We start from the raw sequence: 22,064 nt of genomic DNA, 5'->3' as shown, positions 1-22,064 counted from the left end.
GCTACCCCGGTATCGGAGGTGAGAAATGCATAGCCTCCTGAACGTTGCCACTGACCTAGAGGAACGTAATCCCATAGGGGTGGTACCCCCCATCAATGTAAACCCATACAGGGCGGCTTGCGTGGATTGCAGGGTCAGTTCGTTGTGTCTTCCAACTGGCTTGTGCAAACACGGAAACGACCGTTTCAGTGAGCTGATCAGACAGCGCATACGGATCAAGAAAGGTTACGGCTTGTATCACGCCAACGACCCGTTGGAATACCTCTATGCAGTACGCCTCGGAAGTTTTAAGACCTGCTTTGCAAATGCGGAAGGACAAGGGCTGGTAACCAACTTCTGGATGCCAGGAGACACAATGGGGTGCGATGCGATCAGCACCAACCGGCATGTATGCAGTGCGTTTGCTCTTGAGGACAGTGAAGTTTGCCTTATTCCTTATCAACGCCTGGAGTCGTTAGCCCATGAGTTCCCGTTCCTACAACAAAGCCTCAATAGGCTGCTCAGCAGTGAAATTGTTCGAGAGCATAAGCGGCTGTTAATGATGTGCAACCTCACCGCAGAAGAACGAATGGCCAGCTTTCTACTAGGCTTGTCCAAACGATACGTAGAACGCGGGTTTTCCGCCCATAGCTTTGTTTTGCGCATGTCGAGAGATGACATTGCGTCCTACCTGGGGTTGAGACTTGAAACCGTCTGTAGATGCATAGCACACCTGCGCCACCTGGACATAGTGCAGTTCAGCGGACGTACAGTGGAAATTTTGAATTTGCCTGGCTTGAAGGTTCTAGAACATGGCTACAGTAAAGGCTCAGCGGCAAATCAATAAGCTGGGATGTATTTCAGCCCGTCCCAAGCAGCCTCGACAACTGCCCTCCCCCGCGCATCGATGCAGCAGTCATGCTTGAAACCCTGGACATTACCCATCTCGCTGCTGCCTTGGGTATAGGTATGCTCGTAGGCCTGGAGCGTGAACGCAAAAAAGGTACCGGGGAGCATCGTGCGTTTGCCGGACTTAGAACCTTTGCCATCACGTCTGTACTGGGTTACGTATGCATGGCCGTAGCGGGTACGATGTTGGTCGCCATCATGAGTATTGCCTTGGCAATCATCGTTGCAGTCGCCTACTGGAAACACTCTGGCAAGGATCCAGGCATCACCAGTGAAATTGCTCTGCTTTTCGTCTTGCTACTCGGCGCCTTGAGTTATGACCAGCCCGAACTGGCTGTCGCTGTCGGGGTCGTGCTTACGGTTGTTCTCGCATTCAGGCAAGAACTGCATCGATTTGTCCGCAATCAACTGACTGAAAGCGAAGTCCGCGATGGGTTGGTACTGCTGATAGCCGTGTTGGTCATTCTCCCCTTGGCACCCGATCGCTTCGTCGGCCCATTTGGTGCCATCAATCCCCGCACAATCTGTACCCTGACCGTACTGCTGATGGGGGCTGGGGCATTGGGTCATATTGCCTTACGTGTGGTAGGCAAGCGCTATGGCTATACCCTCAGTGCCATCGCATCTGGGTTTGCTTCAGGCTCGGCGACCATCGCCCTGATGGGACATCTGGCCCGAAGTGAACAGTCGTCTGTCAAAGCGTTCAGCGCCGCAGCGATATTCTCTAACCTAGCGACTATAGCGATGTTGGGTCTGGTGCTGGGTACAGTCGATCCGGCTTTTTTGGGGGAATTATGGGCTTCTATTTTGCTGGCTGCGTTCACAACAGTGGCATATGGTTCGCTGCTCCTCGCCCCATGGAACCCTGCGCTTGTGCAGGCCGCAACCCAAGTCGGCGACAGTGCTTTCAATCTCAAGGTCGCCCTCGTTGTGACTGTGGCCGTAACGGGCATCACGTTGCTGTCCTCGGCACTGCTGCATGCCTTTGGACACAATGGTGTACTGATTGCGTCGGTATTTAGCGGCCTGGCTGATGCTCACGCAACGGCAGCATCTATCGCGTCGGTGGTAAAGTCCGGGCAACTATCAATGGCCCACATTGCGGTGCCCGCGCTGACCGCAATGAGCAGCAATACACTTACCAAATGTGTTCTAGCCTGGATCAGCGGGGGCGCAAAATTTGCCGCTTATGTCATAGTCGGTCAGTTGGCGATCATTACTTCGATGTGGGCTGGATTGCTGCTCCAGTAAAGGATCCGCCCCCTTCTCTCAAGGCTGAGACACGATGACACTCATGGATCTTTAACGAGCACGCCAGCTTTCAAGCAGGCTGAAGAGCGCCATTCCCACCAACATCGCAAGTACGAATACTAGTATTTGCCAGTGGCCACTTAACACCAGGGCGAGTGCAGGCCCCGGGCAGATACCGGCAATACCCCAACCGACACCAAATACCAGGCTGCCCACCACCAACTGCCGATCTAGTGCCCGCATCCGAGGCATTTGCATCGGCAAACCAAGCATCGAGCGTGTTTGTTTGCTGCTCCACTGCATGGGCAAAAGTGCCACCCCGATAGCACCCACCATTACCAACCCGAGTGATGGATCCCAGCTTCCTGCCAGATCCAGAAAGCCGATTACCTTGGCTGGATTAACCATGCCCGCCAACAACAAGCCAAGGCCAAACACCACACCGCAGATAAAAGCCATTACCCATCGCATGCTCATACTCCTGCCAGGTGACGGCTAACGAATACAACTGCAAATCCCGCGCACATAAAGCACAGTGTTGCGACAAGTGAACGAGGCGACAGACGCGCCAGTCCACAGACACCATGCCCACTGGTGCAACCTGCCGCGTAACGTGTTCCCAGGCCAACCAGCAAACCGGCCACAAGCAACCCTACCCAGTCTGTCTGAAACTGTACGACCGGCCGACCCGCAAATAACCACCACACTAGGGGGGCGACCAACACCCCCAGGAGAAACAGTGCTTTCTCGCCTCTGCCCTCGCCCTTCTTTTGCAGCAAACTGCCCAGCAGCCCGCTAATACCGGCAATACGGCCATTCACAAGTGCAAACAGGCTCACGGCAAGCCCGATCAACGCACCGCCGAGCAAGGCCGACCAAGGTGTGAAATTGACCCAGTCGATAGTCATTTCGGCTCCTTCGCACAGAACCATTGATACAAGGTTTTAATCACCGCCAGGGCAGCTGGACTATCGATGCGATAGAAAATCTGCTTACCTTCACGCCTTGTCGCCACCAGATCTTCGCGCCTCAAAACCCCTAATTGCTGAGACAAGGTGGGCTGCTGAATGCCAAGCAGGGACTCCAGCTCACTTACACTGCGCTCACCTTCAGACAACTGGCATAGCAACAGCAGTCGCTCTGGATTTCCCAGGGTTTTAAGCAACTGAGCTGCTGCTTCGGTGTTGCCGCGTAACTGCTGAACATCCATCGCCAGTCCTTCTATGACTGTAATCTCGCTCACATGATACATCTAAATATATTATATAAAATAATATAATATAATACAAAACCTGCAAGTACCACGACCGATCAGGTTCCGACGATATGCCCCGGCGACGTTGGTGCCGAAGGTCTCAAAGGGCCTGCCCATGCCTTGGAAGGCCAATAGAAATTAGCGCAGCCAACAGCACGAATGCCGAGGAAACCAACCTTCCGAGGCACCGGGTATCGAGCGTGTCCTCGCCGGCTTGAGAGAGTGCATCGGCGATGACGATCAACTGACAACTGAATCGCCCCGGGCTTTCTAGACACCTTGCAAGCTCTTTTGGACTGCCCCCGGAAAGGTAGACATCCCCGGCCTATGCTTTGAGCATAGGAGGAAGTCTATGAGTACCCAGCGATACACCCCGGAATTCAAGGCGGAAGCCGTCAGGCAGGTGGTTGAACGCGGCTATTCAGTCGCGGAGATTGCCGCACGCCTCGGCGTCTCGACTCACAGCCTCTATAAATGGGTGAGCGCCGTCACCCCTGATAAATCAGAAAAGCAGGCCAGCGAACTGCTCGAAGCCAAGAGTGAAATCCTGCGGCTACGGGCCCAAATGCGCCGCCTTGAAGAAGAGCGGGATATCTTAAAATAAGCCGCGCGGTACTTTGCCAGAGAGCCCGAGTGAAGTACCGCTTCATGAACGAGCATCGTCATCAGTATGCAATTACCACGATGTGCAGGGTATTGCGGATCGCTCGTGCCGGGTTCTACCAATGGCTACACAAGCCCGTTTCTGAGCGCGACCAGGATAACGACCGCTTGCTGAAACTGATCCGCGATTCCTATGCGGCTAGCCGAGGGGTTTACGGTGCTCTACGCGTCTATGGCGACTTGCGGGAAGCCGGCGAGAGTTGCGGCAAACACCGCGTTGCGCGGTTGATGCGTGCCAACCGGATCAAGGCGTTGAGGGGCTATAAGGCGCCGCGCCCAATTGCCGGGCGGCCGTCGATCATTGCACCCAATCATCTCAACCGAGCATTCACAGTTGATGCCCCCAACAAGGCTTGGGTGACCGACATCACCTACATCCGCACATGGCAGGGTTGGCTGTATTTGGCCGTGGTGGTGGATCTCTATGCGCGCAAGGTCGTGGGCTGGTCGATGAAGCCGACATTAGCCCGTGAACTCGCGCTGGACGCGTTATTGATGGCGCTCTGGCGCCGTCGGCCCAAGGAGCGCGTACTGGTGCATTCCGATCAGGGCAGCCAGTACGGCTGTGATGACTGGAAGCGCTTTTGCTTGGCCAATAACCTTGAGCAGAGCATGAGTCGGCGTGGCAACTGCTGGGATAATGCCGTGGCCGAATCGTTTTTCAGCAGTTTGAAGAAAGAACGGATCCGTAAGCGCATCTACAAAACCCGTGACTTGGCCAGGGCCGATGTGTTCGATTACATCGAAGTGTTTTACAACCGTACTCGCCGTCATAGTCACTTGGGCGGCGTCAGTCCTGAGGCCTTTGAAAGCGCCTCGTTATGAGGCCGGAAAATGTCTATTGGAATGGGGGTAGTCCAGTTTAAGGCAAAGAGGTGTCTACGAAACCCGGGGGGATTCAGACCGATGGATGGCTTAATAGCAAATCAGGAGCCCTGAGGGCATTTTTTAGTACCCCGGAATTCAGTCCTTGGCACCCTAGATGCACTGCAGTTACGTTAAAAATGGCTTATCTACGGACAGTCCCCAACGCACCCAAGACGTTTGTCAAGACCCATCAGACCCGCTGGGAGCAGGTTTGAACTGGCCTAATGATTTTGGACACCTTCGTCGGGCGCTATTATGGCGCCCAATTGGAGGCAAAATCAGTGCGAAAATCTTACTCGAACGAATTCAAAATCAAAGCTGCCGAGATGGTGCTGGACGATGGTGAGTCAGTCCCTGATGTCTGCGAGAGCCTTGGCCTAGGGCGGACCGCGCTTCGTCGCTGGGTCGAGCAACTGCGCCAGGAACGAGAAGGTCAAACACCAGTCGGCGCCAAGGCCATCACTCCAGAGCAGCAGCGAATCCAGGCGCTGGAAGCGCTAGTCCGGCAAAAGGACCGGGATATCGAAATCCTAAAAAAGGCCAGTGCTCTCCTGCTTCGGGACTCCAAGGATCGTTCTCGTTGATCAACGAACTGAGTGAGCAATTTGGTGTTTTCGACTGCTGTCGCGTCCTTGGAGTTCGGCGCAGCAGTTTCTACGCATGGCGAAAACGCCAGGGACGAAAGGATCCGGTCAGAGAGGATCTGCGTTCAACGATGGCCAGCCTTTTCAAGGCCTCTCGTAGCTCTGCTGGGTCGCGAACGCTGGTTCGGGAATTGCGTCGTGCTGGCCATAAAGCCGGGCGATACAAGGTACGTATGCTGATGAAGGAAGCCGGTCTGCAATGCAAGCAACGCAGGCCGCATCGTTACCGATCATCGGGCACAGAAGCATTGATCGCGAGTAACCAGCTCAAGCGAAACTTCAACGTCTCGACGGTCAACCAGGTGTGGTGCGGCGATGTCACCTACATCCAGGTAGGCAAGCGTTGGCTGTACTTGGCGGCTGTGATCGACTTGTATGCTCGCCGAGTGGTGGGCTGGGCTTTCTCAATGATCGCCGATGCCCGGCTTGCCTGCGAGGCGCTACGAATGGCGGCCGAATCTAGAGGTAGACCGGCTGGAGTGATGTTCCACTCGGATCAGGGCTGTCAGTACACCAGCCATAAATTCAGGGCTGCTCTTGAGGAGTACGGTCTGGAACAGAGCATGAGTCACCGAGGCCAGTGCTGGGATAACGCCGTCATGGAGCGCTTCTTCGGTGCATTGAAGTCTGAGTGGATGCCAGCAGAAGGTTACGAAACCGAAGCGCAAGCACAGTTAGACATCCAGGCTTATCTGATGCGTTACAACCTTAAGCGTCTCCACAGCTACAACGGCTATGAAACCCCGGTAGCCATGGAGAAAAAGCTCAAGGTTGCGGCATGAACCTAAACCGGTGTCCAAAATCTGTTGACCAGTTCAGCTTGCCAGCGATGAGGCCAGCAGCCAATGCACCCTCTCACCGCCGCCGATAACTCTTCTTGCCACTGGGCGTCAGGCAATACACCCCACCCCGCGGCCCAGTGCAGAAGTTCCCGGTCCCACAACCACAACCCTCACTCGCCCCGCGCAACGGCTGCAACGCAGGCCGTGCAGCACTGCCGCCCATGTACGCCGTGCAACTACGTTTCGACGCACTGATCGACCCGTCATTACACAAAAACAGATCGCCATCACACCCGGCAATCCCACCCTTGCGCCCGGAGCAAGGCGTGTTGGCCGCCAACGCCGTGGACGCCACCAACACCAGTACCAGGGCCAACCCTACCCGCCCGGAAAAACAACGCGCCACAGCATTCCCTCCCTAGAATATGGCCCAATGCTATCAGCCTTGCCATAGCACAGCAAAACTCACCCATCCGTGCCCCCAGCGCAAAACTGATTGTCCCCAACCCGGCTGTTTCCCCGGCCCCACCTTGCACAGAATCGGCCCCCTCAATTGCACAGGACCGACTCATGAAGCCTCTCAAGCCCCTGCTCCTCGCCACCGCCCTGGCCATCACCAGCCAAACCACCCTGGCCGCCGACTGGTACCCTTCCGCCTACGGCGCCAACGACGAAATCGGCGCCGCCAACCTGCTCACCCCTGAAGTGGTCAAAAACGCCATCGGCCTGGTCACCACCGGCAAGACCTACGCTCTCGGCGTACCGGTCAGCAAAGACCTCCCGGCCTTCCGCCACCGTAGCTTCCACCTCTACAACGTCCAGCCGGGTGAACAAGCCGGGCAGACCCTGGGCAAAAACAAATTCACCTTCAACGACGAACTGGTCAACGGCTGGACCGGTGTCGGCACCCAGCTCAACGGCATCGGCCATATCGGTATCGACAACGTCTACTACAACGGCCACAAGTCCGCCGACTTCGTCACCGTCGAAGGCGTCACTAAGCTTGGCATCGAAAAAGTCCCACCCATGGTCACCCGCGGCGTGGTACTGGACATGACCGCCCACTACGGCAAAGCCATCGTCCCGGGCGGCACGGTATTCACCGTGGAAGACGTCAAAGCGGTGCTGAAGCAACAGAACATCACCCTGCGCAAGGGCGATGTGGTGCTGTTCAACACCGGCTGGCTAGAGCTGATCGGCAAGGACCACCAGCAGTTCCTCGCCACCGAACCCGGCATCGACATGCCCTCCGCGCAGTGGCTGGCCGACCAGGGCATCGTCGCCTTTGGCGGTGATACCTGGGCTTCGGAGGTGTACCCGAACCCGTCGGGCGAAGAGTTCCCGGTCAACCAGTTCATGCTGGCCAAACGCGGCATCTACAACCTCGAACTGATCGACACCCGCGCGCTGGTGCGCGACAAGGCCTGGGAGTTTCTGTTTGTGCTGGGCCAACCGCTGTACAAAGGCTCGACCCAGGTGAATATCAACCCGGTGGCGATCCGCTAAGGAAACGCCGAAGCAGTTGCTCAGCAAACGGCAGTGAGCGGTTTGCTGATTCAGGCCAACTCGCTTTCGGGCGCTGAGCGTCAGTTGGACAAACTGGTGCATCAAGGTGAGTTCGTACAGCGCTTCCTGCCGATTCAGGATCGCGGAAATGACCTTGCAAAACGCTGCGTTGCACTTATTCTATGAATTCAGGACGTTTATTTCCGTTTTCTCTAGCGCCCCCTAATGGCCTAGCGCGTGTTTCTGTCAAGCGCTAGAAATGGAGGCATTTACCAGGGTAAGCCGGCGATATATCCCCGATGTTGCTCAATACAAGTGAAGGAACACTTATGTACATTGAGTCAGATGGTGCAAGGTACGAGTTTGCAAAGTCACGCTCCGATAATTATAGAGCGGCCGTTGGGTCGATAGGGCGTGTGTGGGATGAGGATCTGGATGCCATGTATGCGTATCTCGATCCGGAACCTGGTGACAATATTCTGGAGGTGGGAGCAGGCTCTGGATTCTTTAGCTTCCCCATCTCGCGTGGGATTGGCGAGCAAGGGCTGTTGTATGTAACAGACCCCTCCATTGAGCAACTTCAATCTGTGCTGGAACAACAATCGGCCAACATGATCATTCTGGCGCAGGGCGCGGAAGAGATTGCTCTGGGGGAAGGTGCTCCTGCCATCGACAAGATCTGGTCACGGGGTGCGTTTCATCACGTGCGTGACAAGACCGAAACATTCTCTCGCTGGAGGCGTTTGGTTCACGGAAACTCGAGGATGGCCATTTTCGACATCTTCAGCCATAACCGTACCGCCAGATTCTTCGATGGGTTCGTCGCGAGGTCTTGCGTGACGGGCCATGAAGTCTCTTACCTGAGCAAAGACTTCGCGACCAGCCTGTGTGCAAATACCGGCTGGCGTGAACCCGAGTTTCATGACATCGACTTGAAGTGGAGCTTTGAAAACGAACAGCACCTGGGGCGTTTTCTGGGGCTGCTGTTGGCCAATAAAGCTTCCTTCTCCGAGGCTGACTCGGTCGCTGCGGCCAAGCACTATCTTGGCGTGCGGGATACCGATGACGGCTTGAGCCTGGATTGGCCGATGACGATGATGACCAGCTCTGCGCTGCCAGGTTACGAATGATGCTTGCGTCAACACTTCTGACCTACTTCCTGACCTGTGCAGTGGCGGCAGCCACCCCAGGCCCTGGGACAATCAGCGTGATTACCTACAGCGCCTTCCTCGGGTGGCGTAGAACCCTTCCGGTCATCCTCGGTATTCAGGTTGGCATGCTGGCCATGGCGGGACTGGCGCTTTCCGGTGTTGCCGCTGTGTTGATTTCGTCTCCGCTGTTGTTCGTTACCCTGCAACTGGTGGGGGCCTTGTACATTGCTTATCTGGGCGTTTCCTCCATCCGCTATGCCCGGCAGGGTGTTGAAATCATTGCCCAGCATGACGACAGTGGTAACTGGCGAAATTTCAGGCACGGAGCGGTTGTAACCTTTGCCAGCCCGAAAACGCTGTTGTTCTTCACGTCGTTCTTCCCGGTGTTCATCGATCCGACAAAAAGTGCGCTCTCGCAAATGCTGTTGCTGTTGGCGCTACTGTTGCTGATCACCTTGCTGGTTCATCTCGTTTATGCGTATTTCATGAAGTACCTGAAGGACATATTGGTACGTTACAGTTATACGTTTAACGTGGTGGTCGGCGTGACGTTCATCTCCTTGGCGGTGTATATGGGCGTGCAGTCGTTGAAATGACGTTCTCTCGGAAATGGGTCGAACCTTGCCAATGATCGCTTTTTGGCGGTGTCGGGGTCATGCAGCACAGGTCAGATGGCCTGTGCTGACTTGATCGGCGTATCCCTAAAGGCGTAATGAGTAACGTTCACAGCAAAGTCCAGCGAAATATTCAACTTTATTCGCTAAGCGATTGATCCATATCAATATTTAACTAGTTAACCAGTTAAGAGATGTCCGCAATTGCCCACTTAATGTCGACAATGTCTCCACCCTTTACGGTGGAGAGTAGAGTTGAAGCGCATCAAGATAGTGTTGTGGACGTTGTTCATCGGGTTAACCCTGCTATGGGCACTGGCAGATACCTTTGTGCCCACCCCACTGACTTATTTCTCGCTACGTTCGGTACTGGTGCAATACACCGGCGTCATCGCCATCGCCGCCATGAGCGTGGCGATGATGCTGGCCGTGCGCCCGCGCCGCCCGGAGCCGCTGCTGGGCGGGCTCGACAAGATGTACCGGCTGCACAAGTGGCTCGGCATCAGCGCCCTGCTGTTCGCCAGCGTGCACTGGGTCTGGGCCAAGGGCACCAAGTGGGCGGTCGGCTGGGGCTGGCTGGTCAAGCCGGCCAAGGGCGGCGGTGCGGCGCCGGAACTCGGCGCGATCGAGCAGGCGCTGCGCAGCCAGCGCGGCCTGGCCGAAACCCTGGGGGAATGGGCGTTCTACGCCATCGGCGTGCTGATCATCCTGGCCCTGATCAAGCGCTTCCCGTACCACTGGTTTGCCAAGACCCACACTGTGCTGGCGGCACTCTATCTGGTGCTGGTGTTCCACACCGTGGTGCTGCTCAAGTTCGACTACTGGCTGCAACCTATCGGCATCGTCACCGCCCTGCTGCTGATCGGCGGCACGCTGGCGGCATTGCAGGCGTTGTTCAAGCGCATCGGCAAGCAGCGCAAGGTCCAGGGCCACATCCAGACCCTGATCCGCTACCCAGAGGCGAACCTGCTGGAAACCCATATCGCCCTGCAAGCGGGCTGGCCCGGGCACCAGGCCGGCCAGTTCGCCTTCGTGACCTCATCCGAGTCGGAGGGGCCGCACCCTTACACCATCGCCTCAGCCTGGGACCCGCAAGCGGCGCAACTGCGCTTTATCACCAAAGGCCTGGGCGATCACACCCGCCGGCTGCCAACGCGCCTGAAAGAAGGCGACCGGGTGACGGTGGAAGGCCCGTACGGCTGCTTCACCTTCGAAGACCAAAAGCCGCGGCAGGTCTGGATCGGTGCCGGCATTGGCATCACGCCCTTCATGGCCCGGCTGAAGCAACTGGCGCTGGAGCCGGACCGGCAACACAGTATCGACCTGTTCCATCCGTGCGGCGTGTATGCAGCCGACGCCATCGACAACCTGCGCGCCGACGCAACGGCTGCGGGCGTGCGTTTGCATGTGTTGGTGTCGGGCCAGGATGGCCGGCTCAATGGCGAACGCCTGCGCCAGGAAGTTGCCGACTGGCAACAGGCGAGTTTCTGGTACTGCGGGCCTGCGGACTTTGGCCAGGCCCTGCGTGACGACCTGGTGGCCCATGGTCTGAAGCCGAAAGACTTCCATCAGGAACTGTTCCAGATGCGCTAGGCCACCAATCGCACACCGCCCCGGTAGGAGCGGGCTTGCCCCGCGATGAGGCCATCAAATCACCTACCAGCCTTACGCAACCGCAACCGCCGCACCACCGCAAAGCGCTTACAAAACTGCCGATGGTGATGACTGTTCAGCAAAACCAGCGCCACCAACGGCAGCGCAATCGACGTCGCGGTAAACAACGGGTGGATTCCGGCTGCAACACTTGCGATGGCCATGAGCAGACTCGTCACCGCAACCGCGACGAGACACCACACTCCCCAGGCAAAACCGTTGGCGATCAGACCGGCGCCTACGCCACACACAGCCGCCCCGACCAGAATCACAATCACCACATACCCCATGTTCTCGAGATGCTGGGCAAAATAGGCGTACTCCACCTGTACCGTTGCCAGCGCAATGGAGGCCATGGTCAAGAAAAATGCGGCGAAAGATCGGCCCATGAAACGCCTTAAAAACGCCGCCATCCCCGGATACCGCAGCACATCCACAGGTTCACCCGGCAAGCGCTTGGCGCGGGGCGCCTTGCTGATCTCGACGAGCCTTGCATATATCCGTCGATAACCCTGGCTGTTGAGCACCAGCAGGCCAGCCAGGGGACAGAAAAGCGCCAGGTAATAAATCAGCCCAGGTGGACGCTGGGTATACAACCCCAAAGTGACCAGCAAGCAACACACCAGCAGTGCCGCCAGCCACCAGATCAACCGGGTGCTCCCCCACACCAGCAAGAGGTGCAGCATGGTCGGGATAACCACACCGTTTTTCACGTTGCGCAGGATGTCGGATGAACTCATGGAGCTCGGTGAGTGTGTGCCGTTAATCACCAGCATCAGGCTCATGAGGGAGGCAACTGCCAGCAACCAGCTCAAGGTCAGGAGCGGGAAATTGCGGCGTAGACAGGCGTTGATTTGTTCTTGGTGATTCATCCGTGAACCTTTGTTGTTGGGGTTCGATTTTATCGTTTGCCAGACACAGGCTTGAAGTGATTGCGCCGGATATCCGACAGGGTTTTGCTCATCTCCCGATAACGGCGGCTGTTATACGCCAGCAACGACAACAAGGGGGCGATCACTGAAACCACTGCCAGGAGTGAATCGTGAGAAAAGGGATAGGTCAGCACGCCGGCAATAAGGCAAATGAGCAACAGCCCAACCACTGCACGGTTCCCGGCCGAATAGCCACGGATTACGACGAACTGGCCGATGCCGAGGGTGAATGAGCCTAGAATGAGCATAATAACGATGTATATCGGCCGATTAGGGTCACCTGCGAAATAGGTCTCTCCCAGGCGGATGAACGCAGCGGTGAAGGAAATGACAGCTAGGAAAAATCCGGTCCATAGCGTGAGGTAGTAGCGACGTATACTCGCCTGACGCCCTGGTAGGCGACGACGGCCTCACCGAGATCAAGACCAAGCTGCCCAAGTTTCAGGTCGGCGTGATCTTGGCAGGCGATGTTCCAAAGGAGCACGTCGCCCAGTGCCAGGGCGGCCTCTGGGTATCCGAGCGCGAGTGGCTGGACTTCATCAGCTACTGGCCCGGAATGCCGCTCTTCGTCAAACGCGTGTATCGCGACGAAGCCATGATCCGCAAGCTCACCGAACGGGTGAAGACTTTCTACGAAATCCTCGACGAGCGCATGAACAAGGTGCTCGGCCTGGCCGCATAACCAAGGAATCACGATGCCTACTCTTACCGATATCGGCCGCCTGGGCCGCGACGCTGAACTGCGCTACACGCCTGAAGGGAATGCCGTCTGCAACCTGGCTCTGGCCTGCGAATATGGCCGCAAAGGCCAAGGTGGTAATCGCCCCACTCAGTGGGTCGACGCCACGCTCTGGGGCAAACAGGCCGAAGCCATGGCGCCATACTTGCTCAAGGGCCAGCAGCTGCACTTCACCATCGACGACGCCCACGTCGAGACCTACACCAAGGCCGACCACTCCCAGGGCGTGAAGCTCACCGGCCGCGTGATCATCATCAAGTTCGCCGGCAGCCCACCACAACAGGCGCAGCAAGGAAGCCAGCAGCAACAGTCTCGGCCTCAACCTCAGCGCCAGCAGAGCCGCCCGCAGGCCCAGCAGCAGAACCAGCAAGGCGCCCCGGGCCCGGACTACGACAGCTTCGACGACGACATCCCCTTCGCCCCGCTGCATCACCTGGCCGGGGCGTAGCCATGAAGGCCCGACGGCTCCGCCTCATCTACCCCACGGCCTATTACCAGGGCCGGGCCTGCCGCCAAGACGGAAAGTGCCGCCTCTCCCAGCCCTACGGAAACATGACCGTAGACGGCGGGTGGTGGCTTGCGGGCTGGCATGACACTGATATGGAGCTATCCCATGAAACTCAAACGAATGGCCCTGCAGCGCCACCAGCGCCGGGTACAGGTTCACTTGCCGCCTAGCGGATTGAAGGAGGTGATGTATGGCGATGACGCCGCAGGAGCGCGACGAGAAGCGCAAGAAGAAGGAGGCCAAGGCCGGTATCGAAGACCTGCGGATGAAAGCCGGACGAGGCACCCGCCAGGCCCTGACAGAGATCATGCAGTGGGCCGAGGTTGAGGAAAACGGTGAGGCCATGACCCTGCTGATCCACCGAATCCATGAACTAGGGCCTGAAGCGGCCCGCCACTTCCTCAGTGCGCCGCGCCACGAAATCGTCATATCGGATTTTGTGGCGCGAAGACTTGACCAGTTCCGCCTCGGTCGAGAGCTGCGCGCGCCGGACCTGATGCTTGGCGACGACCCGGACGACAAGGGCGTTTACGTGATTGAGCACATGCAGAGCGCCTGAGCCCATCCAAACCAAATCGCCGTGTGGCGTCAGGATAGATTGCCGTCCCCACTGACACCCCGCTCGAAGACGCACAGACTGCGCCGGTCTTCGCAGCAGTCGGTGCCTTGAGCCAGCAGAAGGCAGCATGAGCTCAGTTTCTGACTTCTGGCCGATGTACCTATAGAGTTCGCTTCAGGATTCACTTCGTTGCTGGGCTGCCAACAAGTCCGCATACGCCTTGTGGAGTTCGGCAGTTGCCATTGCTCCCAGTTCGCCCCTTTCGAAATGCTGGGAAGCTTTCGAGATAAGAGCTGCAGTATGGTCCACAAAAACCTTTAGGTCTAAGCCCTGCAGCGTTGCTGTAGTCAGCAGCATTCCGAGCGCAAGCTCCAATGCACTTTCACGATCATCAGTCATGCAACCCCCTCATGATGTCGCCATGCGAGAAAATCAGTTGGTGCTGACCCGCCTCAAAACTCGATATAAGCGGCGAAGGTGTTGTGACCTTGTTAGTCGCGATCCATGCCCTAGTGCGAGCGACGTCAAACAACTGTTTCCGCCCCGCCATTGTGTCAACCAATGTTCTTGAAACCCTGTAGCGGCCGCAGCGAGCACAGTTTCGCTCATGCCAGTCCCCTCCAGAGTCGTACGTTTCCGCAGCACCGCTGCAAATCAAACAAGTCACCTCTCGTTCCTCCTTGCGAATGACAATTCAACTGTAGTTGATCCTTCGCCACTCATTACATCCGGGCATCGCCCGGCGAGGTATCGCAATGGCCGAGAAGAAGACAGGGGCAGCCAAGCACTCAGCGGACTACCGCGACAGGGAGAAGAAGGAGGCGGAACGGCTGGGCATCGAGAAGATGACGCGGGTTACCGCTACACGCACCAAGCTGGGCATGTCCGAAGCGATGCAGGTCTACGGTTTCAGTCAGTTGCAGGAGCTGCTGCAGGACCTACATCTATCGCTCCTGGCGTGCGACCGTGAAGAGCAAGCTCGCCGACTGAAACGGCCTGACGCGCCAGCGTTTGAGCTATTGCCAAAGCTAGCGCGACAGTTCGAGGAAGCCACTAGGGCTGAGCTAAAACGTGACCCTGGCGACGAAGTTATTACGCCCTTGTTGGCAGCCGGGTGAGCGCCTCGGCGTGGGCGTTGCTGATTTCACGGATCGCGTTACCGACATGCGGATGCTCAACATATCGCAGACTGTTGTTGCCCAATAGCAGCGCAGTGGCGCGCTCGACGATGTTCCTCTCGTCCAGGCCGTCGAATTTCGCAGCTCCAATTACTGCGACAAGTGCCTGCTCCAAAGCAATTTCACGATCAGTTGTCATTTCAATTCCTTTTGACCCGGCCCCATGCCGGTCACCCGTAATACCCCATCCCAAACCAAATTGCCATCGGTCACAACTGGCTACTACGAACGCTCGTACTCAAAGCCTTCTTTCGTTTTTTTGAACTTCGTACCAGGTTCTGTAAGGCGATGGACTGCGTAGCAAGTTCCTGCTATGGCGGCGATGCCTAGTGCTACCTTCGGATTCTTGCCGATGAAGCTAAGAACCTTTGTCACCACCTTGACTGTGTCCGCACTCTTCAATACGACGGGGACGGCCACCGCAGCACCAGTGGCAGCTGCAATTTTTCCAGCATTTTTTTCCAAGAAACCTTCACCAACTGCTTCACCAGTTTCGTGGTCATAAGTCCTGCTCATAACTCGTCCTCCTGCATTGAGAGCTCAAGTTTAGGACATCTCTGAGCAGCGGAACAGGCTGATCATGCCATTTTGCCACTATGCCGCATCCGGCCACGGAGGGCGGCGCATGCATGGAGAAAGCCATGGACAAGCACACCAAGATCCTAATCGCCGAGATCCCTGGCGAATGGACAGAGCGCACCCGCTCCGGCCACACCAACATCTGGAACGGGAAGAATCACGACCGGCCGCACCGCAACGGCTTGCCGGAAGTGAAGCTTGAGCCGCCGGAAAAAGGCCTGTACGCCGAGCGCATCGACGGCGCCTGGTACTGGATTTCGGGCTGCAACAAGTGCAACGGCACAACGGGAAAGTGGAGCTACATCGTCTGCGACAAGCACAACGCCTGTCACCACTGCGGAATCCATCGCTCGAAGCTCACCGAGACTCCCTGGGGACATTCCGAAGGCTTCACCTGCAAGCCTTGCCAGGATCGCATCGACGCTGCAACCAAGGCGGAGGCCCTGGCCAAGTTTGCCGAAGCGGAGTTCGGCGACTCGGACTTCGAATATCAGGACGAGTGCAAATGCCCGCACTGCGCGACGGCCATTCACTTGGAATCGGAAGACCACAAAGACCAGGAAATGACCTGCGACGTATGCGGAGGCCGCTTCGAGGTGACCCTGAACTACGAGGTCACCTATAGCACTGCCGTCATCGGCGAGCGCGTCACAGCCTGATCAAGGAGCGATCCATGAGCAACTACAACTGCGACTACGTTCGCCGCACCTATGACGTGCCAGCCGAGGTCGGTCGACGTGTGATCGCCAACGGCGAGCCCGGCATCATCATGGCGGACCGCGGCCACTACATCGGCGTCATTCTCGACAGCGACCCGAAGAAGCGCATCCGCAGCTACCACCCGACTTGGGAGATGCAATACGGCGAGATGGCCGACAAGCTTCCACTCAAACGCTACCAGGTGCTGGTCAACGGCTGGGGTTGGTGGGGCATCACCAATCGCACAATCGTCGATGTTTTTGCCAGCACGCCTTCCCAGGCCAAGTACAAGGCATACGAGCGGTGCGAGTACCACGACATAGAGTGCATGTTCGGGTTCAAGGTCCGCCGGGCCTAACACGGGGCTCTGGATGCTAGTCACCCGTTCCGTATATTTCCTCCGATGAAGGCCGAGGCGCACCAGTGTCTGCGGCGGACTCAATCTGGCGAGTCGCAATTTGAAGATGATCGCGAATATCAGACACCGAGCCGGCCCACTGCTTGTAAGTCTCCCGCTTTACCATCACTTCGCTTTGAGTCCATCTAGGCTGACTTAGCCTGTATTTCGTCTGCCCGGAAAAGATATGTATCAAGCCAAGGGCTCGAGCAAGCCGCTTCGCTGCATGACTAGGCAGGCCCAACACCTGATAAAGATCATCAGTTGTGATCGTCGATGCAGCCGATTCGATCTCGCCCAGCAGAGTCAACAGGTGCGGGTCACTTTTCTCGTACTCGTCATCATTAAATACAAGCCAGGCGTATAGGAGTGAGACTGAACTGGCCTAATGATTTTGGACACCTTCGTCGGGCGCTATTATGGCGCCCAATTGGAGGCAAAATCAGTGCGAAAATCTTACTCGAACGAATTCAAAATCAAAGCTGCCGAGATGGTGCTGGACGATGGTGAGTCAGTCCCTGATGTCTGCGAGAGCCTTGGCCTAGGGCGGACCGCGCTTCGTCGCTGGGTCGAGCAACTGCGCCAGGAACGAGAAGGTCAAACACCAGTCGGCGCCAAGGCCATCACTCCAGAGCAGCAGCGAATCCAGGAGCTGGAAGCGCTAGTCCGGCAAAAGGACCGGGATATCGAAATCCTAAAAAAGGCCAGTGCTCTCCTGCTTCGGGACTCCAAGGATCGTTCTCGTTGATCAACGAACTGAGTGAGCAATTTGGTGTTTTCGACTGCTGTCGCGTCCTTGGAGTTCGGCGCAGCAGTTTCTACGCATGGCGAAAACGCCAGGGACGAAAGGATCCGGTCAGAGAGGATCTGCGTTCAACGATGGCCAGCCTTTTCAAGGCCTCTCGTAGCTCTGCTGGGTCGCGAACGCTGGTTCGGGAATTGCGTCGTGCTGGCCATAAAGCCGGGCGATACAAGGTACGTATGCTGATGAAGGAAGCCGGTCTGCAATGCAAGCAACGCAGGCCGCATCGTTACCGATCATCGGGCACAGAAGCATTGATCGCGAGTAACCAGCTCAAGCGAAACTTCAACGTCTCGACGGTCAACCAGGTGTGGTGCGGCGATGTCACCTACATCCAGGTAGGCAAGCGTTGGCTGTACTTGGCGGCTGTGATCGACTTGTATGCTCGCCGAGTGGTGGGCTGGGCTTTCTCAATGATCGCCGATGCCCGGCTTGCCTGCGAGGCGCTACGAATGGCGGCCGAATCTAGAGGTAGACCGGCTGGAGTGATGTTCCACTCGGATCAGGGCTGTCAGTACACCAGCCATAAATTCAGGGCTGCTCTTGAGGAGTACGGTCTGGAACAGAGCATGAGTCACCGAGGCCAGTGCTGGGATAACGCCGTCATGGAGCGCTTCTTCGGTGCATTGAAGTCTGAGTGGATACCAGCAGAGGGTTACGAAACCGAAGCGCAAGCACAGTTAGACATCCAGGCTTATCTGATGCGTTACAACCTTAAGCGTCTCCACAGCTACAACGGCTATGAAACCCCGGTAGCCATGGAGAAAAAGCTCAAGGTTGCGGCATGAACCTAAACCGGTGTCCAAAATCTGTTGACCAGTTCAGACCGGCTCCCACAAGGTCGGCGCAATACCTGTGGGAGCTGGCTTGCCAGCGATGGGGCCACTGAAACCAGCACATCAGTTGTGGGTTGAGTTACGACCGCTTCGCGCTCGATCGCCGGCAAGACCGGCTCCCACAAGGTCGGCGCAATACCTGTGGGAGCTGGCTTGCCAGCGATGGGGCCACTGAAACCAGCACATCAGCTGTGGGTTGAGTTACGACCGCTTCGCGCTCGATCGCCGGCAAGACCGGCTCCCACAAGGTCGGCGCAATACCTGTGGGAGCTGGCTTGCCAGCGATGAGGCCACTGAAACCAGCACATCAGCTGTGGGTTGAGCTACGACCGCTTCGCGCTCGATCGCCGGCAAGACCGGCTCCCACAAGGTCGGCGCAAGACCTGTGGGAGCGGTGCCCCGCGATTAGTTCACTGGCGCGATTCGCACAGCTTGCCAGGCTTGAGGTGGGCAACGAAGTTGCAAGGCCGATGGCGGGCATCCAGTTGTTCGGCGAGGATGCCTTCCCAGGCGGTGCGACAGGCGCCGGTGGAGCCCGGCAGGCAGCACACCAGGGTGCCATTGGCCAGGCCCGCCAGGGCGCGGGTCTGTACGGTGGAGGTGCCGATGTCGAGGATCGACAAGGCGCGGAACAGCTCGCCAAAACCGTCGATGTGCTTGTCGAACAAACAGGCCACCGCCTCCGGGGTACTGTCGCGGCCGGTAAAGCCGGTACCGCCGGTGATCAGCACCACCTGCACGTCGTCTTCGGCAATCCAGCCCGCCACCTGGGCGCGAATCTTGTACAGGTCATCTTTGAGCAACACCCGATCAACCAACCGGTGACCCATCTCCACCGCGCGGCTGGCGAGCAGTTCGCCAGAGGTGTCGTTGTCAAAGCTGCGGGTGTCACTGACGGTCAGCACGGCGATATTCAGCGGCACAAAGGCCGCGTCCAGTTTGATACTCATGCAAAGCCCCTTGGCAGCAGTCAGGAAGTTGCGAGCAACGCTAGAACTAAACACCGACAGCGTCCAATCGATAGATCCGACCGGCTTATCGAGTGGGTCTATCGTCTACTGATCAAGCGCCTCTATCACCCGGTCACTAATGCTCATTGGACGGGCCTGGCCCTTTGCTTTACCGTTTTCCCACCCGCCCCCACTGACTTGCCAGGCTGTGCCATGGATATCAAACAACTCAAGTTTCTCCTCGCCCTGGACCAGACCCGCCACTTCGGCCAGGCCGCGGCGCTGTGCCATATCACCCAGCCGACGTTGTCGATGCGTCTGCGCAACCTGGAAGACGAACTGAACCTGGTGCTGGTAACCCGTGGCCAGCGTTTTGAGGGCTTCACTGAGGCCGGCGAGCGCATCCTGGCCTGGGCCCGCACCTTGCTTGCCGCCTATGACGGCTTGCAGGCCGAAGCCGCCAGTTGCCGCGGGCAGATCGTCGGCAGCCTGCGCCTGGGCATGGTGCCGCTGTCGAGCTTCAACCCCATGCAGTTTCTCCAGCCCCTGGCCCAGCGCTATCCGGAGCTGCAGTTCCAGCTGTCATCCTTGAGCTCGGAGCAGATCACCGATGGCCTGAGCCGCAACCAGCTGGACCTGGGTATCTGCTACCTGGACCAGATCAACAGCGCCTATTTCGACGTGATCGAACTGGGCACCACGCGCATGGGCCTGTTGTACGACGTGCGTCATTTCCAGTTCGAGCAGGCTGAACTCCCCTGGGAAGCGGTCAGCGAAGTGCCCCTGGGGCTGTTGAGCAAGGGCATGCATTATCGCCAGTCGGTCGACCTGAGCTTTCGCAGCCGCGGCCTGCAGCCCCATGCGGTGCTGGAAAGCGATTCCAGCTACCAGTTGATCCAGGCCGCCTGCGCCGGCATGTGCTGCGCGATCATGCCGCTGGATTACGGCCTGGAAGGCTTGAGCGAGCACCTGCGCATCGTGCCGATCAGTGCTGCCAGCGTGCATGCCCCCATCGGCTTGCTGCTGCGGCGTACCGAGCCGCGTTCGGCAATCGCGGAGAAGTGCTTTGCCGAGGTTAAATCACTGCTCGACAGCGAATTGAAACCGGCGTAGGCACTAGTCTGGTGTCCGCTCGGCCAGGTCTTCGAGCAGCTCGGCCGAGGGCACGAAGAACAGCCCGCCGGTGACCGCCGTGCTGAAATCCAGCAGGCGGTCATAGTTGCCGACCGGACGGCCGACGAACATGTTCTCGAGCATCAGTTCGATCGGTGCCGGCGAACGTGCATAGCCGATGAAGTAAGTACCGAACTCACCCGCGCCGGGGCGGCCGAACGGCATGTTGTCCCGCAGGATCTTCAGCTCTTCGCCGTCCGCGCCGGTGATGGTGGTCAGGGCGCTGTGGGAGTTGCTGGGCTTGACCTCGTCACCGAGCTCGATGTCCGACAGCTTGGTGCGGCCGATGACCCGCTCCTGCGCCTCCACCGGCAGCGCGTTCCAGGCGGTCATGTTGTGCAGGTACTTTTGCACCAGCACATAGCTGCCGCCACTGAAGGCCGGGTCTTCATCACCGATCAGGGTGAACTTGGGTACCTGGCGACCGACCGGGTTCTCGGTGCCATCGACGAAGCCGACGATGCTGCGCATGTCGAAATAGCGAAAGCCCTGCACTTCATCCACCACCTTGACCGCATCGCCCAAGGCCGTCATCAGCTGGGTGGCCAGTTCAAAGCACAGGTCCATCTGGTCGGCGCGGATGTGCAGGAGGATGTCGCCGGGGGTGGCCGGTGCGCGGCGCCCTTCTACGCCAAACTCACGGAACGGGTGCAAGGCCGCTGGCCGCGGCCCGCCGAACAGCTGGTCCCAGGCACTGGCGGCAAAACCGCACACGCACGACAGGTTGCCCGCCGGCACGCGCTTGCCGACCGAGCGGGTCAGGCCGGCGATATCGGCGCACCATTCGCGCACGGTGTGCAGCGCGTCACGGTCGGGCGCCAGGGTGGCGACCATGAAAATCGCGCTGCTGGTGATCGGGCTGCACACCGCTTGGGGTTCAGGAATATCGTTGTTCATGGCTGCCTGCACACGGATCAAAGCCAGCAGACTAGCAGATCAACGGCGCCTATGGCGTGACCTGGTACCCCCTGTTCTGCAGGCAACTGGTGTAGGCCGAGGCGCTGGTTGCCTCGCTGGTGCGCCGGTCCTCGCGGCGTTCCTGACGCTGCCGGGCGCCGCCGACTACCGCACCGGCAGCGGCGGTTTCACCGGCACGGTTCTGCCGGTATTGCTGTTTGACATCGTCGTCGACCCGGTCGTACACCTCATCGTGCTGACGACCCCGCACCTCAGCGCCTGCAGCTCCGGCGGCAGCGCCCACGGCCGCGCCGCGTACCCGGCCACCGACATGGGGCTGGCTGGTCGTGGAACTGGCGGCGACGTTATGGCAATCGTTGATATCAGTCTGTACCTGCTGGGCGCTCTGGCCCTTGATCGGCACCACGGTTTCGGCCCAGCCCTGGGCACACACAGCCGACAAAGCCAGGCACAGGCCAATGGATGGCAACCTGTTCATGATGGACTCCGGAATCAGACAGTAGAAACAGTGTAGCTGGCA

General features: G+C 58.0%; 28 protein-coding genes and 2 pseudogenes. 18 read left to right on the top strand and 12 right to left on the bottom strand.

Going from position 1 to position 22,064, the window contains the following annotated elements:
• The first annotated feature begins 25 nt into the window (after nucleotides 1-25).
• Both CCOS864_RS12565 and CCOS864_RS12560 read left to right on the top strand, forming a co-directional pair.
• Nucleotides 26-826 carry a helix-turn-helix domain-containing protein gene (locus CCOS864_RS12565; protein ID WP_115086610.1) on the top strand — a complete coding sequence of 267 codons (801 nt, stop codon included), beginning with the start codon at nucleotides 26-28 and terminating at the stop codon, nucleotides 824-826.
• 71 nt (nucleotides 827-897) lie between these two features.
• Nucleotides 898-2,139 (top strand): MgtC/SapB family protein, encoded by a 1,242-nt coding sequence (locus CCOS864_RS12560; RefSeq protein WP_115086609.1) that lies wholly within the window; start codon nucleotides 898-900, stop codon nucleotides 2,137-2,139.
• A gap of 51 nt (nucleotides 2,140-2,190) precedes the next feature.
• Here the strand turns inward: CCOS864_RS12560 and CCOS864_RS12555 are convergent, their stop codons facing one another.
• From CCOS864_RS12555 to CCOS864_RS12545, 3 genes are read right to left on the bottom strand one after another with little or no spacing between them, the layout of a single operon-like run.
• A complete protein-coding gene (locus tag CCOS864_RS12555) occupies nucleotides 2,191-2,610 on the bottom strand; it encodes a DUF6691 family protein (RefSeq protein ID WP_115086608.1) in 420 nt (139 codons plus the stop codon).
• A gap of 2 nt (nucleotides 2,611-2,612) precedes the next feature.
• Nucleotides 2,613-3,047 (bottom strand): YeeE/YedE family protein, encoded by a 435-nt coding sequence (locus CCOS864_RS12550; RefSeq protein ID WP_115086607.1) that lies wholly within the window; start codon nucleotides 3,045-3,047, stop codon nucleotides 2,613-2,615.
• Nucleotides 3,044-3,349 (bottom strand): ArsR/SmtB family transcription factor, encoded by a 306-nt coding sequence (locus CCOS864_RS12545; RefSeq protein ID WP_115086606.1) that lies wholly within the window; start codon nucleotides 3,347-3,349, stop codon nucleotides 3,044-3,046. The genes CCOS864_RS12550 and CCOS864_RS12545 overlap by 4 nt, the downstream gene beginning before the upstream one ends.
• A gap of 211 nt (nucleotides 3,350-3,560) precedes the next feature.
• On the opposite strand from CCOS864_RS12545, the pseudogene CCOS864_RS28755 reads away from it, so the two are divergent.
• The 3 genes and pseudogenes from CCOS864_RS28755 to CCOS864_RS12520 form a co-directional block, all read left to right on the top strand.
• A pseudogene (locus tag CCOS864_RS28755) lies at nucleotides 3,561-3,668 on the top strand (chromate resistance protein ChrB domain-containing protein); the annotation flags it as partial.
• Nucleotides 3,669-3,746: 78 nt separating this feature from the next.
• A protein-coding gene (locus tag CCOS864_RS12525) for an IS3 family transposase (protein ID WP_208644373.1) occupies nucleotides 3,747-4,882 on the top strand; the annotation gives its coding sequence in 2 pieces (ribosomal slippage) (nucleotides 3,747-3,996 and nucleotides 3,996-4,882; 1,137 coding nt in all).
• Nucleotides 4,883-5,148: 266 nt separating this feature from the next.
• Nucleotides 5,149-6,350, top strand: a protein-coding gene (locus tag CCOS864_RS12520) for an IS3 family transposase (RefSeq protein ID WP_420849227.1) whose coding sequence is annotated in 2 segments (ribosomal slippage) — nucleotides 5,149-5,479 and nucleotides 5,479-6,350 — 1,203 coding nt in all. Because the reading frame shifts where the segments join, the coding sequence is not laid out codon by codon here.
• A 73-nt stretch (nucleotides 6,351-6,423) separates the two neighbouring features.
• Here the strand turns inward: CCOS864_RS12520 and CCOS864_RS28415 are convergent.
• The gene (locus CCOS864_RS28415) at nucleotides 6,424-6,726 is read right to left on the bottom strand and encodes a YdcA family protein (RefSeq protein ID WP_415842550.1); all 303 of its coding nucleotides are present in this window, start codon (nucleotides 6,724-6,726) and stop codon (nucleotides 6,424-6,426) included.
• 194 nt (nucleotides 6,727-6,920) lie between these two features.
• Here CCOS864_RS28415 and CCOS864_RS12510 point away from each other — a divergent pair, with 194 nt between their 5' ends.
• The 5 genes from CCOS864_RS12510 to CCOS864_RS12495 all read left to right on the top strand — a co-directional run bounded on the left by CCOS864_RS12510 (nucleotide 6,921) and on the right by CCOS864_RS12495 (nucleotide 11,214).
• Nucleotides 6,921-7,856 (top strand): cyclase family protein, encoded by a 936-nt coding sequence (locus tag CCOS864_RS12510; protein ID WP_115086603.1) that lies wholly within the window; start codon nucleotides 6,921-6,923, stop codon nucleotides 7,854-7,856.
• Nucleotides 7,857-7,889: 33 nt separating this feature from the next.
• Nucleotides 7,890-8,042, top strand: coding sequence for a hypothetical protein (locus CCOS864_RS28230; RefSeq protein WP_167458887.1), 153 nt, complete (start codon nucleotides 7,890-7,892; stop codon nucleotides 8,040-8,042).
• A 254-nt stretch (nucleotides 8,043-8,296) separates the two neighbouring features.
• On the top strand, nucleotides 8,297-8,986 hold the full coding sequence (locus CCOS864_RS12505; RefSeq protein WP_167458886.1) for a class I SAM-dependent methyltransferase: 690 nt from the start codon (nucleotides 8,297-8,299) through the stop codon (nucleotides 8,984-8,986).
• Nucleotides 8,986-9,603: a LysE family translocator gene (locus CCOS864_RS12500; protein WP_166675697.1), complete on the top strand. Its 618-nt coding sequence runs from the start codon at nucleotides 8,986-8,988 to the stop codon at nucleotides 9,601-9,603. Before CCOS864_RS12505 ends, CCOS864_RS12500 begins: the two co-directional genes overlap by 1 nt.
• Nucleotides 9,604-9,876: 273 nt before the next feature.
• Complete coding sequence (locus CCOS864_RS12495; RefSeq protein WP_115086600.1) at nucleotides 9,877-11,214, top strand: ferredoxin reductase family protein; 1,338 nt, start codon at nucleotides 9,877-9,879, stop codon at nucleotides 11,212-11,214.
• A 59-nt stretch (nucleotides 11,215-11,273) separates the two neighbouring features.
• Here CCOS864_RS12495 and CCOS864_RS12490 read toward each other — a convergent pair whose 3' ends face one another.
• Together CCOS864_RS12490 and CCOS864_RS12485 are read right to left on the bottom strand one after the other, a co-directional pair.
• Complete coding sequence (locus CCOS864_RS12490) at nucleotides 11,274-12,146, bottom strand: hypothetical protein (protein ID WP_115086599.1); 873 nt, start codon at nucleotides 12,144-12,146, stop codon at nucleotides 11,274-11,276.
• A 29-nt stretch (nucleotides 12,147-12,175) separates the two neighbouring features.
• Entirely contained in the window at nucleotides 12,176-12,454 is a 279-nt protein-coding gene (locus CCOS864_RS12485) for a hypothetical protein (RefSeq protein WP_115086598.1), read from the bottom strand.
• Nucleotides 12,455-12,582: 128 nt separating this feature from the next.
• Between CCOS864_RS12485 and CCOS864_RS12480 the strand changes: the two are divergent.
• The 3 genes and pseudogenes from CCOS864_RS12480 to CCOS864_RS12465 all read left to right on the top strand — a co-directional run.
• A pseudogene (locus tag CCOS864_RS12480) lies at nucleotides 12,583-12,888 on the top strand (PDDEXK family nuclease); the annotation flags it as partial.
• Between the two features lie 13 nt (nucleotides 12,889-12,901).
• Nucleotides 12,902-13,393: a single-stranded DNA-binding protein gene (ssb, locus tag CCOS864_RS12475; RefSeq protein WP_115086597.1), complete on the top strand. Its 492-nt coding sequence runs from the start codon at nucleotides 12,902-12,904 to the stop codon at nucleotides 13,391-13,393.
• A gap of 250 nt (nucleotides 13,394-13,643) precedes the next feature.
• Nucleotides 13,644-14,012 carry a hypothetical protein gene (locus tag CCOS864_RS12465; protein ID WP_115086596.1) on the top strand — a complete coding sequence of 123 codons (369 nt, stop codon included), beginning with the start codon at nucleotides 13,644-13,646 and terminating at the stop codon, nucleotides 14,010-14,012.
• A gap of 174 nt (nucleotides 14,013-14,186) precedes the next feature.
• Here the strand turns inward: CCOS864_RS12465 and CCOS864_RS12460 are convergent, their stop codons facing one another.
• Complete coding sequence (locus CCOS864_RS12460) at nucleotides 14,187-14,411, bottom strand: hypothetical protein (RefSeq protein WP_115086595.1); 225 nt, start codon at nucleotides 14,409-14,411, stop codon at nucleotides 14,187-14,189.
• Nucleotides 14,412-14,767: 356 nt separating this feature from the next.
• Between CCOS864_RS12460 and CCOS864_RS12455 the strand changes: the two genes are divergently transcribed.
• Entirely contained in the window at nucleotides 14,768-15,130 is a 363-nt protein-coding gene (locus CCOS864_RS12455) for a hypothetical protein (protein WP_115086594.1), read from the top strand.
• Here the strand turns inward: CCOS864_RS12455 and CCOS864_RS12450 are convergent.
• Nucleotides 15,105-15,329 (bottom strand): hypothetical protein, encoded by a 225-nt coding sequence (locus CCOS864_RS12450; RefSeq protein WP_115086593.1) that lies wholly within the window; start codon nucleotides 15,327-15,329, stop codon nucleotides 15,105-15,107. The two genes, CCOS864_RS12455 and CCOS864_RS12450, sit on opposite strands and share 26 nt — an antisense overlap.
• Before the next feature lie 83 nt (nucleotides 15,330-15,412).
• Nucleotides 15,413-15,706, bottom strand: coding sequence for a hypothetical protein (locus CCOS864_RS12445; protein WP_115086592.1), 294 nt, complete (start codon nucleotides 15,704-15,706; stop codon nucleotides 15,413-15,415).
• Between the two features lie 125 nt (nucleotides 15,707-15,831).
• Here CCOS864_RS12445 and CCOS864_RS12440 point away from each other — a divergent pair, with 125 nt between their 5' ends.
• From CCOS864_RS12440 to CCOS864_RS12425, 3 genes are all read left to right on the top strand, one after another.
• Entirely contained in the window at nucleotides 15,832-16,428 is a 597-nt protein-coding gene (locus tag CCOS864_RS12440; protein WP_115086591.1) for a hypothetical protein, read from the top strand.
• Between the two features lie 14 nt (nucleotides 16,429-16,442).
• Nucleotides 16,443-16,826, top strand: coding sequence for a hypothetical protein (locus CCOS864_RS12435; RefSeq protein WP_115086590.1), 384 nt, complete (start codon nucleotides 16,443-16,445; stop codon nucleotides 16,824-16,826).
• 427 nt (nucleotides 16,827-17,253) lie between these two features.
• Nucleotides 17,254-18,455, top strand: a protein-coding gene (locus CCOS864_RS12425; protein WP_244211909.1) for an IS3 family transposase whose coding sequence is annotated in 2 segments (ribosomal slippage) — nucleotides 17,254-17,560 and nucleotides 17,560-18,455 — 1,203 coding nt in all. Because the reading frame shifts where the segments join, the coding sequence is not laid out codon by codon here.
• A gap of 458 nt (nucleotides 18,456-18,913) precedes the next feature.
• Here the strand turns inward: CCOS864_RS12425 and moaB are convergent.
• The gene (gene moaB / locus CCOS864_RS12420; protein ID WP_115086588.1) at nucleotides 18,914-19,453 is read right to left on the bottom strand and encodes a molybdenum cofactor biosynthesis protein B; all 540 of its coding nucleotides are present in this window, start codon (nucleotides 19,451-19,453) and stop codon (nucleotides 18,914-18,916) included.
• A gap of 213 nt (nucleotides 19,454-19,666) precedes the next feature.
• Between moaB and CCOS864_RS12415 the strand changes: the two genes are divergently transcribed.
• Nucleotides 19,667-20,566, top strand: coding sequence for a LysR family transcriptional regulator (locus tag CCOS864_RS12415; protein ID WP_115086587.1), 900 nt, complete (start codon nucleotides 19,667-19,669; stop codon nucleotides 20,564-20,566).
• A 3-nt stretch (nucleotides 20,567-20,569) separates the two neighbouring features.
• Here CCOS864_RS12415 and CCOS864_RS12410 read toward each other — a convergent pair whose 3' ends face one another.
• Entirely contained in the window at nucleotides 20,570-21,523 is a 954-nt protein-coding gene (locus CCOS864_RS12410) for a Dyp-type peroxidase (RefSeq protein ID WP_115086586.1), read from the bottom strand.
• A 49-nt stretch (nucleotides 21,524-21,572) separates the two neighbouring features.
• The gene (locus tag CCOS864_RS12405; protein ID WP_115086585.1) at nucleotides 21,573-22,022 is read right to left on the bottom strand and encodes a YMGG-like glycine zipper-containing protein; all 450 of its coding nucleotides are present in this window, start codon (nucleotides 22,020-22,022) and stop codon (nucleotides 21,573-21,575) included.
• Nucleotides 22,023-22,064: the final 42 nt, after the last annotated feature.

Source organism: Pseudomonas wadenswilerensis (assembly GCF_900497695.1).
Classification (GTDB): Bacteria; Pseudomonadota; Gammaproteobacteria; order Pseudomonadales; family Pseudomonadaceae; genus Aquipseudomonas; species Aquipseudomonas wadenswilerensis.
This window is presented reverse-complemented; position numbering and strand designations above follow the sequence as displayed.

Coding starts and splice junctions, on each gene's coding strand:
- CCOS864_RS12505 (WP_167458886.1), top strand. CDS start 8,297: ATGTATGCGTATCTCGATCCGGAACCTGGTGACAATATTCTGGAGGTG.
- CCOS864_RS12500 (WP_166675697.1), top strand. CDS start 8,986: ATGCTTGCGTCAACACTTCTGACCTACTTCCTGACCTGTGCAGTGGCG.
- CCOS864_RS12465 (WP_115086596.1), top strand. CDS start 13,644: ATGGCGATGACGCCGCAGGAGCGCGACGAGAAGCGCAAGAAGAAGGAG.
- CCOS864_RS12450 (WP_115086593.1), bottom strand. CDS start 15,329: ATGACAACTGATCGTGAAATTGCTTTGGAGCAGGCACTTGTCGCAGTA.
- CCOS864_RS12550 (WP_115086607.1), bottom strand. CDS start 3,047: ATGACTATCGACTGGGTCAATTTCACACCTTGGTCGGCCTTGCTCGGC.
- moaB (WP_115086588.1), bottom strand. CDS start 19,453: ATGAGTATCAAACTGGACGCGGCCTTTGTGCCGCTGAATATCGCCGTG.
- CCOS864_RS12460 (WP_115086595.1), bottom strand. CDS start 14,411: ATGACTGATGATCGTGAAAGTGCATTGGAGCTTGCGCTCGGAATGCTG.
- CCOS864_RS12565 (WP_115086610.1), top strand. CDS start 26: ATGCATAGCCTCCTGAACGTTGCCACTGACCTAGAGGAACGTAATCCC.
- ssb (WP_115086597.1), top strand. CDS start 12,902: ATGCCTACTCTTACCGATATCGGCCGCCTGGGCCGCGACGCTGAACTG.
- CCOS864_RS12440 (WP_115086591.1), top strand. CDS start 15,832: ATGGACAAGCACACCAAGATCCTAATCGCCGAGATCCCTGGCGAATGG.
- CCOS864_RS12435 (WP_115086590.1), top strand. CDS start 16,443: ATGAGCAACTACAACTGCGACTACGTTCGCCGCACCTATGACGTGCCA.
- CCOS864_RS12405 (WP_115086585.1), bottom strand. CDS start 22,022: ATGAACAGGTTGCCATCCATTGGCCTGTGCCTGGCTTTGTCGGCTGTG.
- CCOS864_RS12415 (WP_115086587.1), top strand. CDS start 19,667: ATGGATATCAAACAACTCAAGTTTCTCCTCGCCCTGGACCAGACCCGC.
- CCOS864_RS12510 (WP_115086603.1), top strand. CDS start 6,921: ATGAAGCCTCTCAAGCCCCTGCTCCTCGCCACCGCCCTGGCCATCACC.
- CCOS864_RS12560 (WP_115086609.1), top strand. CDS start 898: ATGCTTGAAACCCTGGACATTACCCATCTCGCTGCTGCCTTGGGTATA.
- CCOS864_RS12555 (WP_115086608.1), bottom strand. CDS start 2,610: ATGCGATGGGTAATGGCTTTTATCTGCGGTGTGGTGTTTGGCCTTGGC.
- CCOS864_RS12410 (WP_115086586.1), bottom strand. CDS start 21,523: ATGAACAACGATATTCCTGAACCCCAAGCGGTGTGCAGCCCGATCACC.
- CCOS864_RS12455 (WP_115086594.1), top strand. CDS start 14,768: ATGGCCGAGAAGAAGACAGGGGCAGCCAAGCACTCAGCGGACTACCGC.
- CCOS864_RS12485 (WP_115086598.1), bottom strand. CDS start 12,454: ATGCTCATTCTAGGCTCATTCACCCTCGGCATCGGCCAGTTCGTCGTA.
- CCOS864_RS12545 (WP_115086606.1), bottom strand. CDS start 3,349: ATGGATGTTCAGCAGTTACGCGGCAACACCGAAGCAGCAGCTCAGTTG.
- CCOS864_RS12445 (WP_115086592.1), bottom strand. CDS start 15,706: ATGAGCAGGACTTATGACCACGAAACTGGTGAAGCAGTTGGTGAAGGT.
- CCOS864_RS12490 (WP_115086599.1), bottom strand. CDS start 12,146: ATGAATCACCAAGAACAAATCAACGCCTGTCTACGCCGCAATTTCCCG.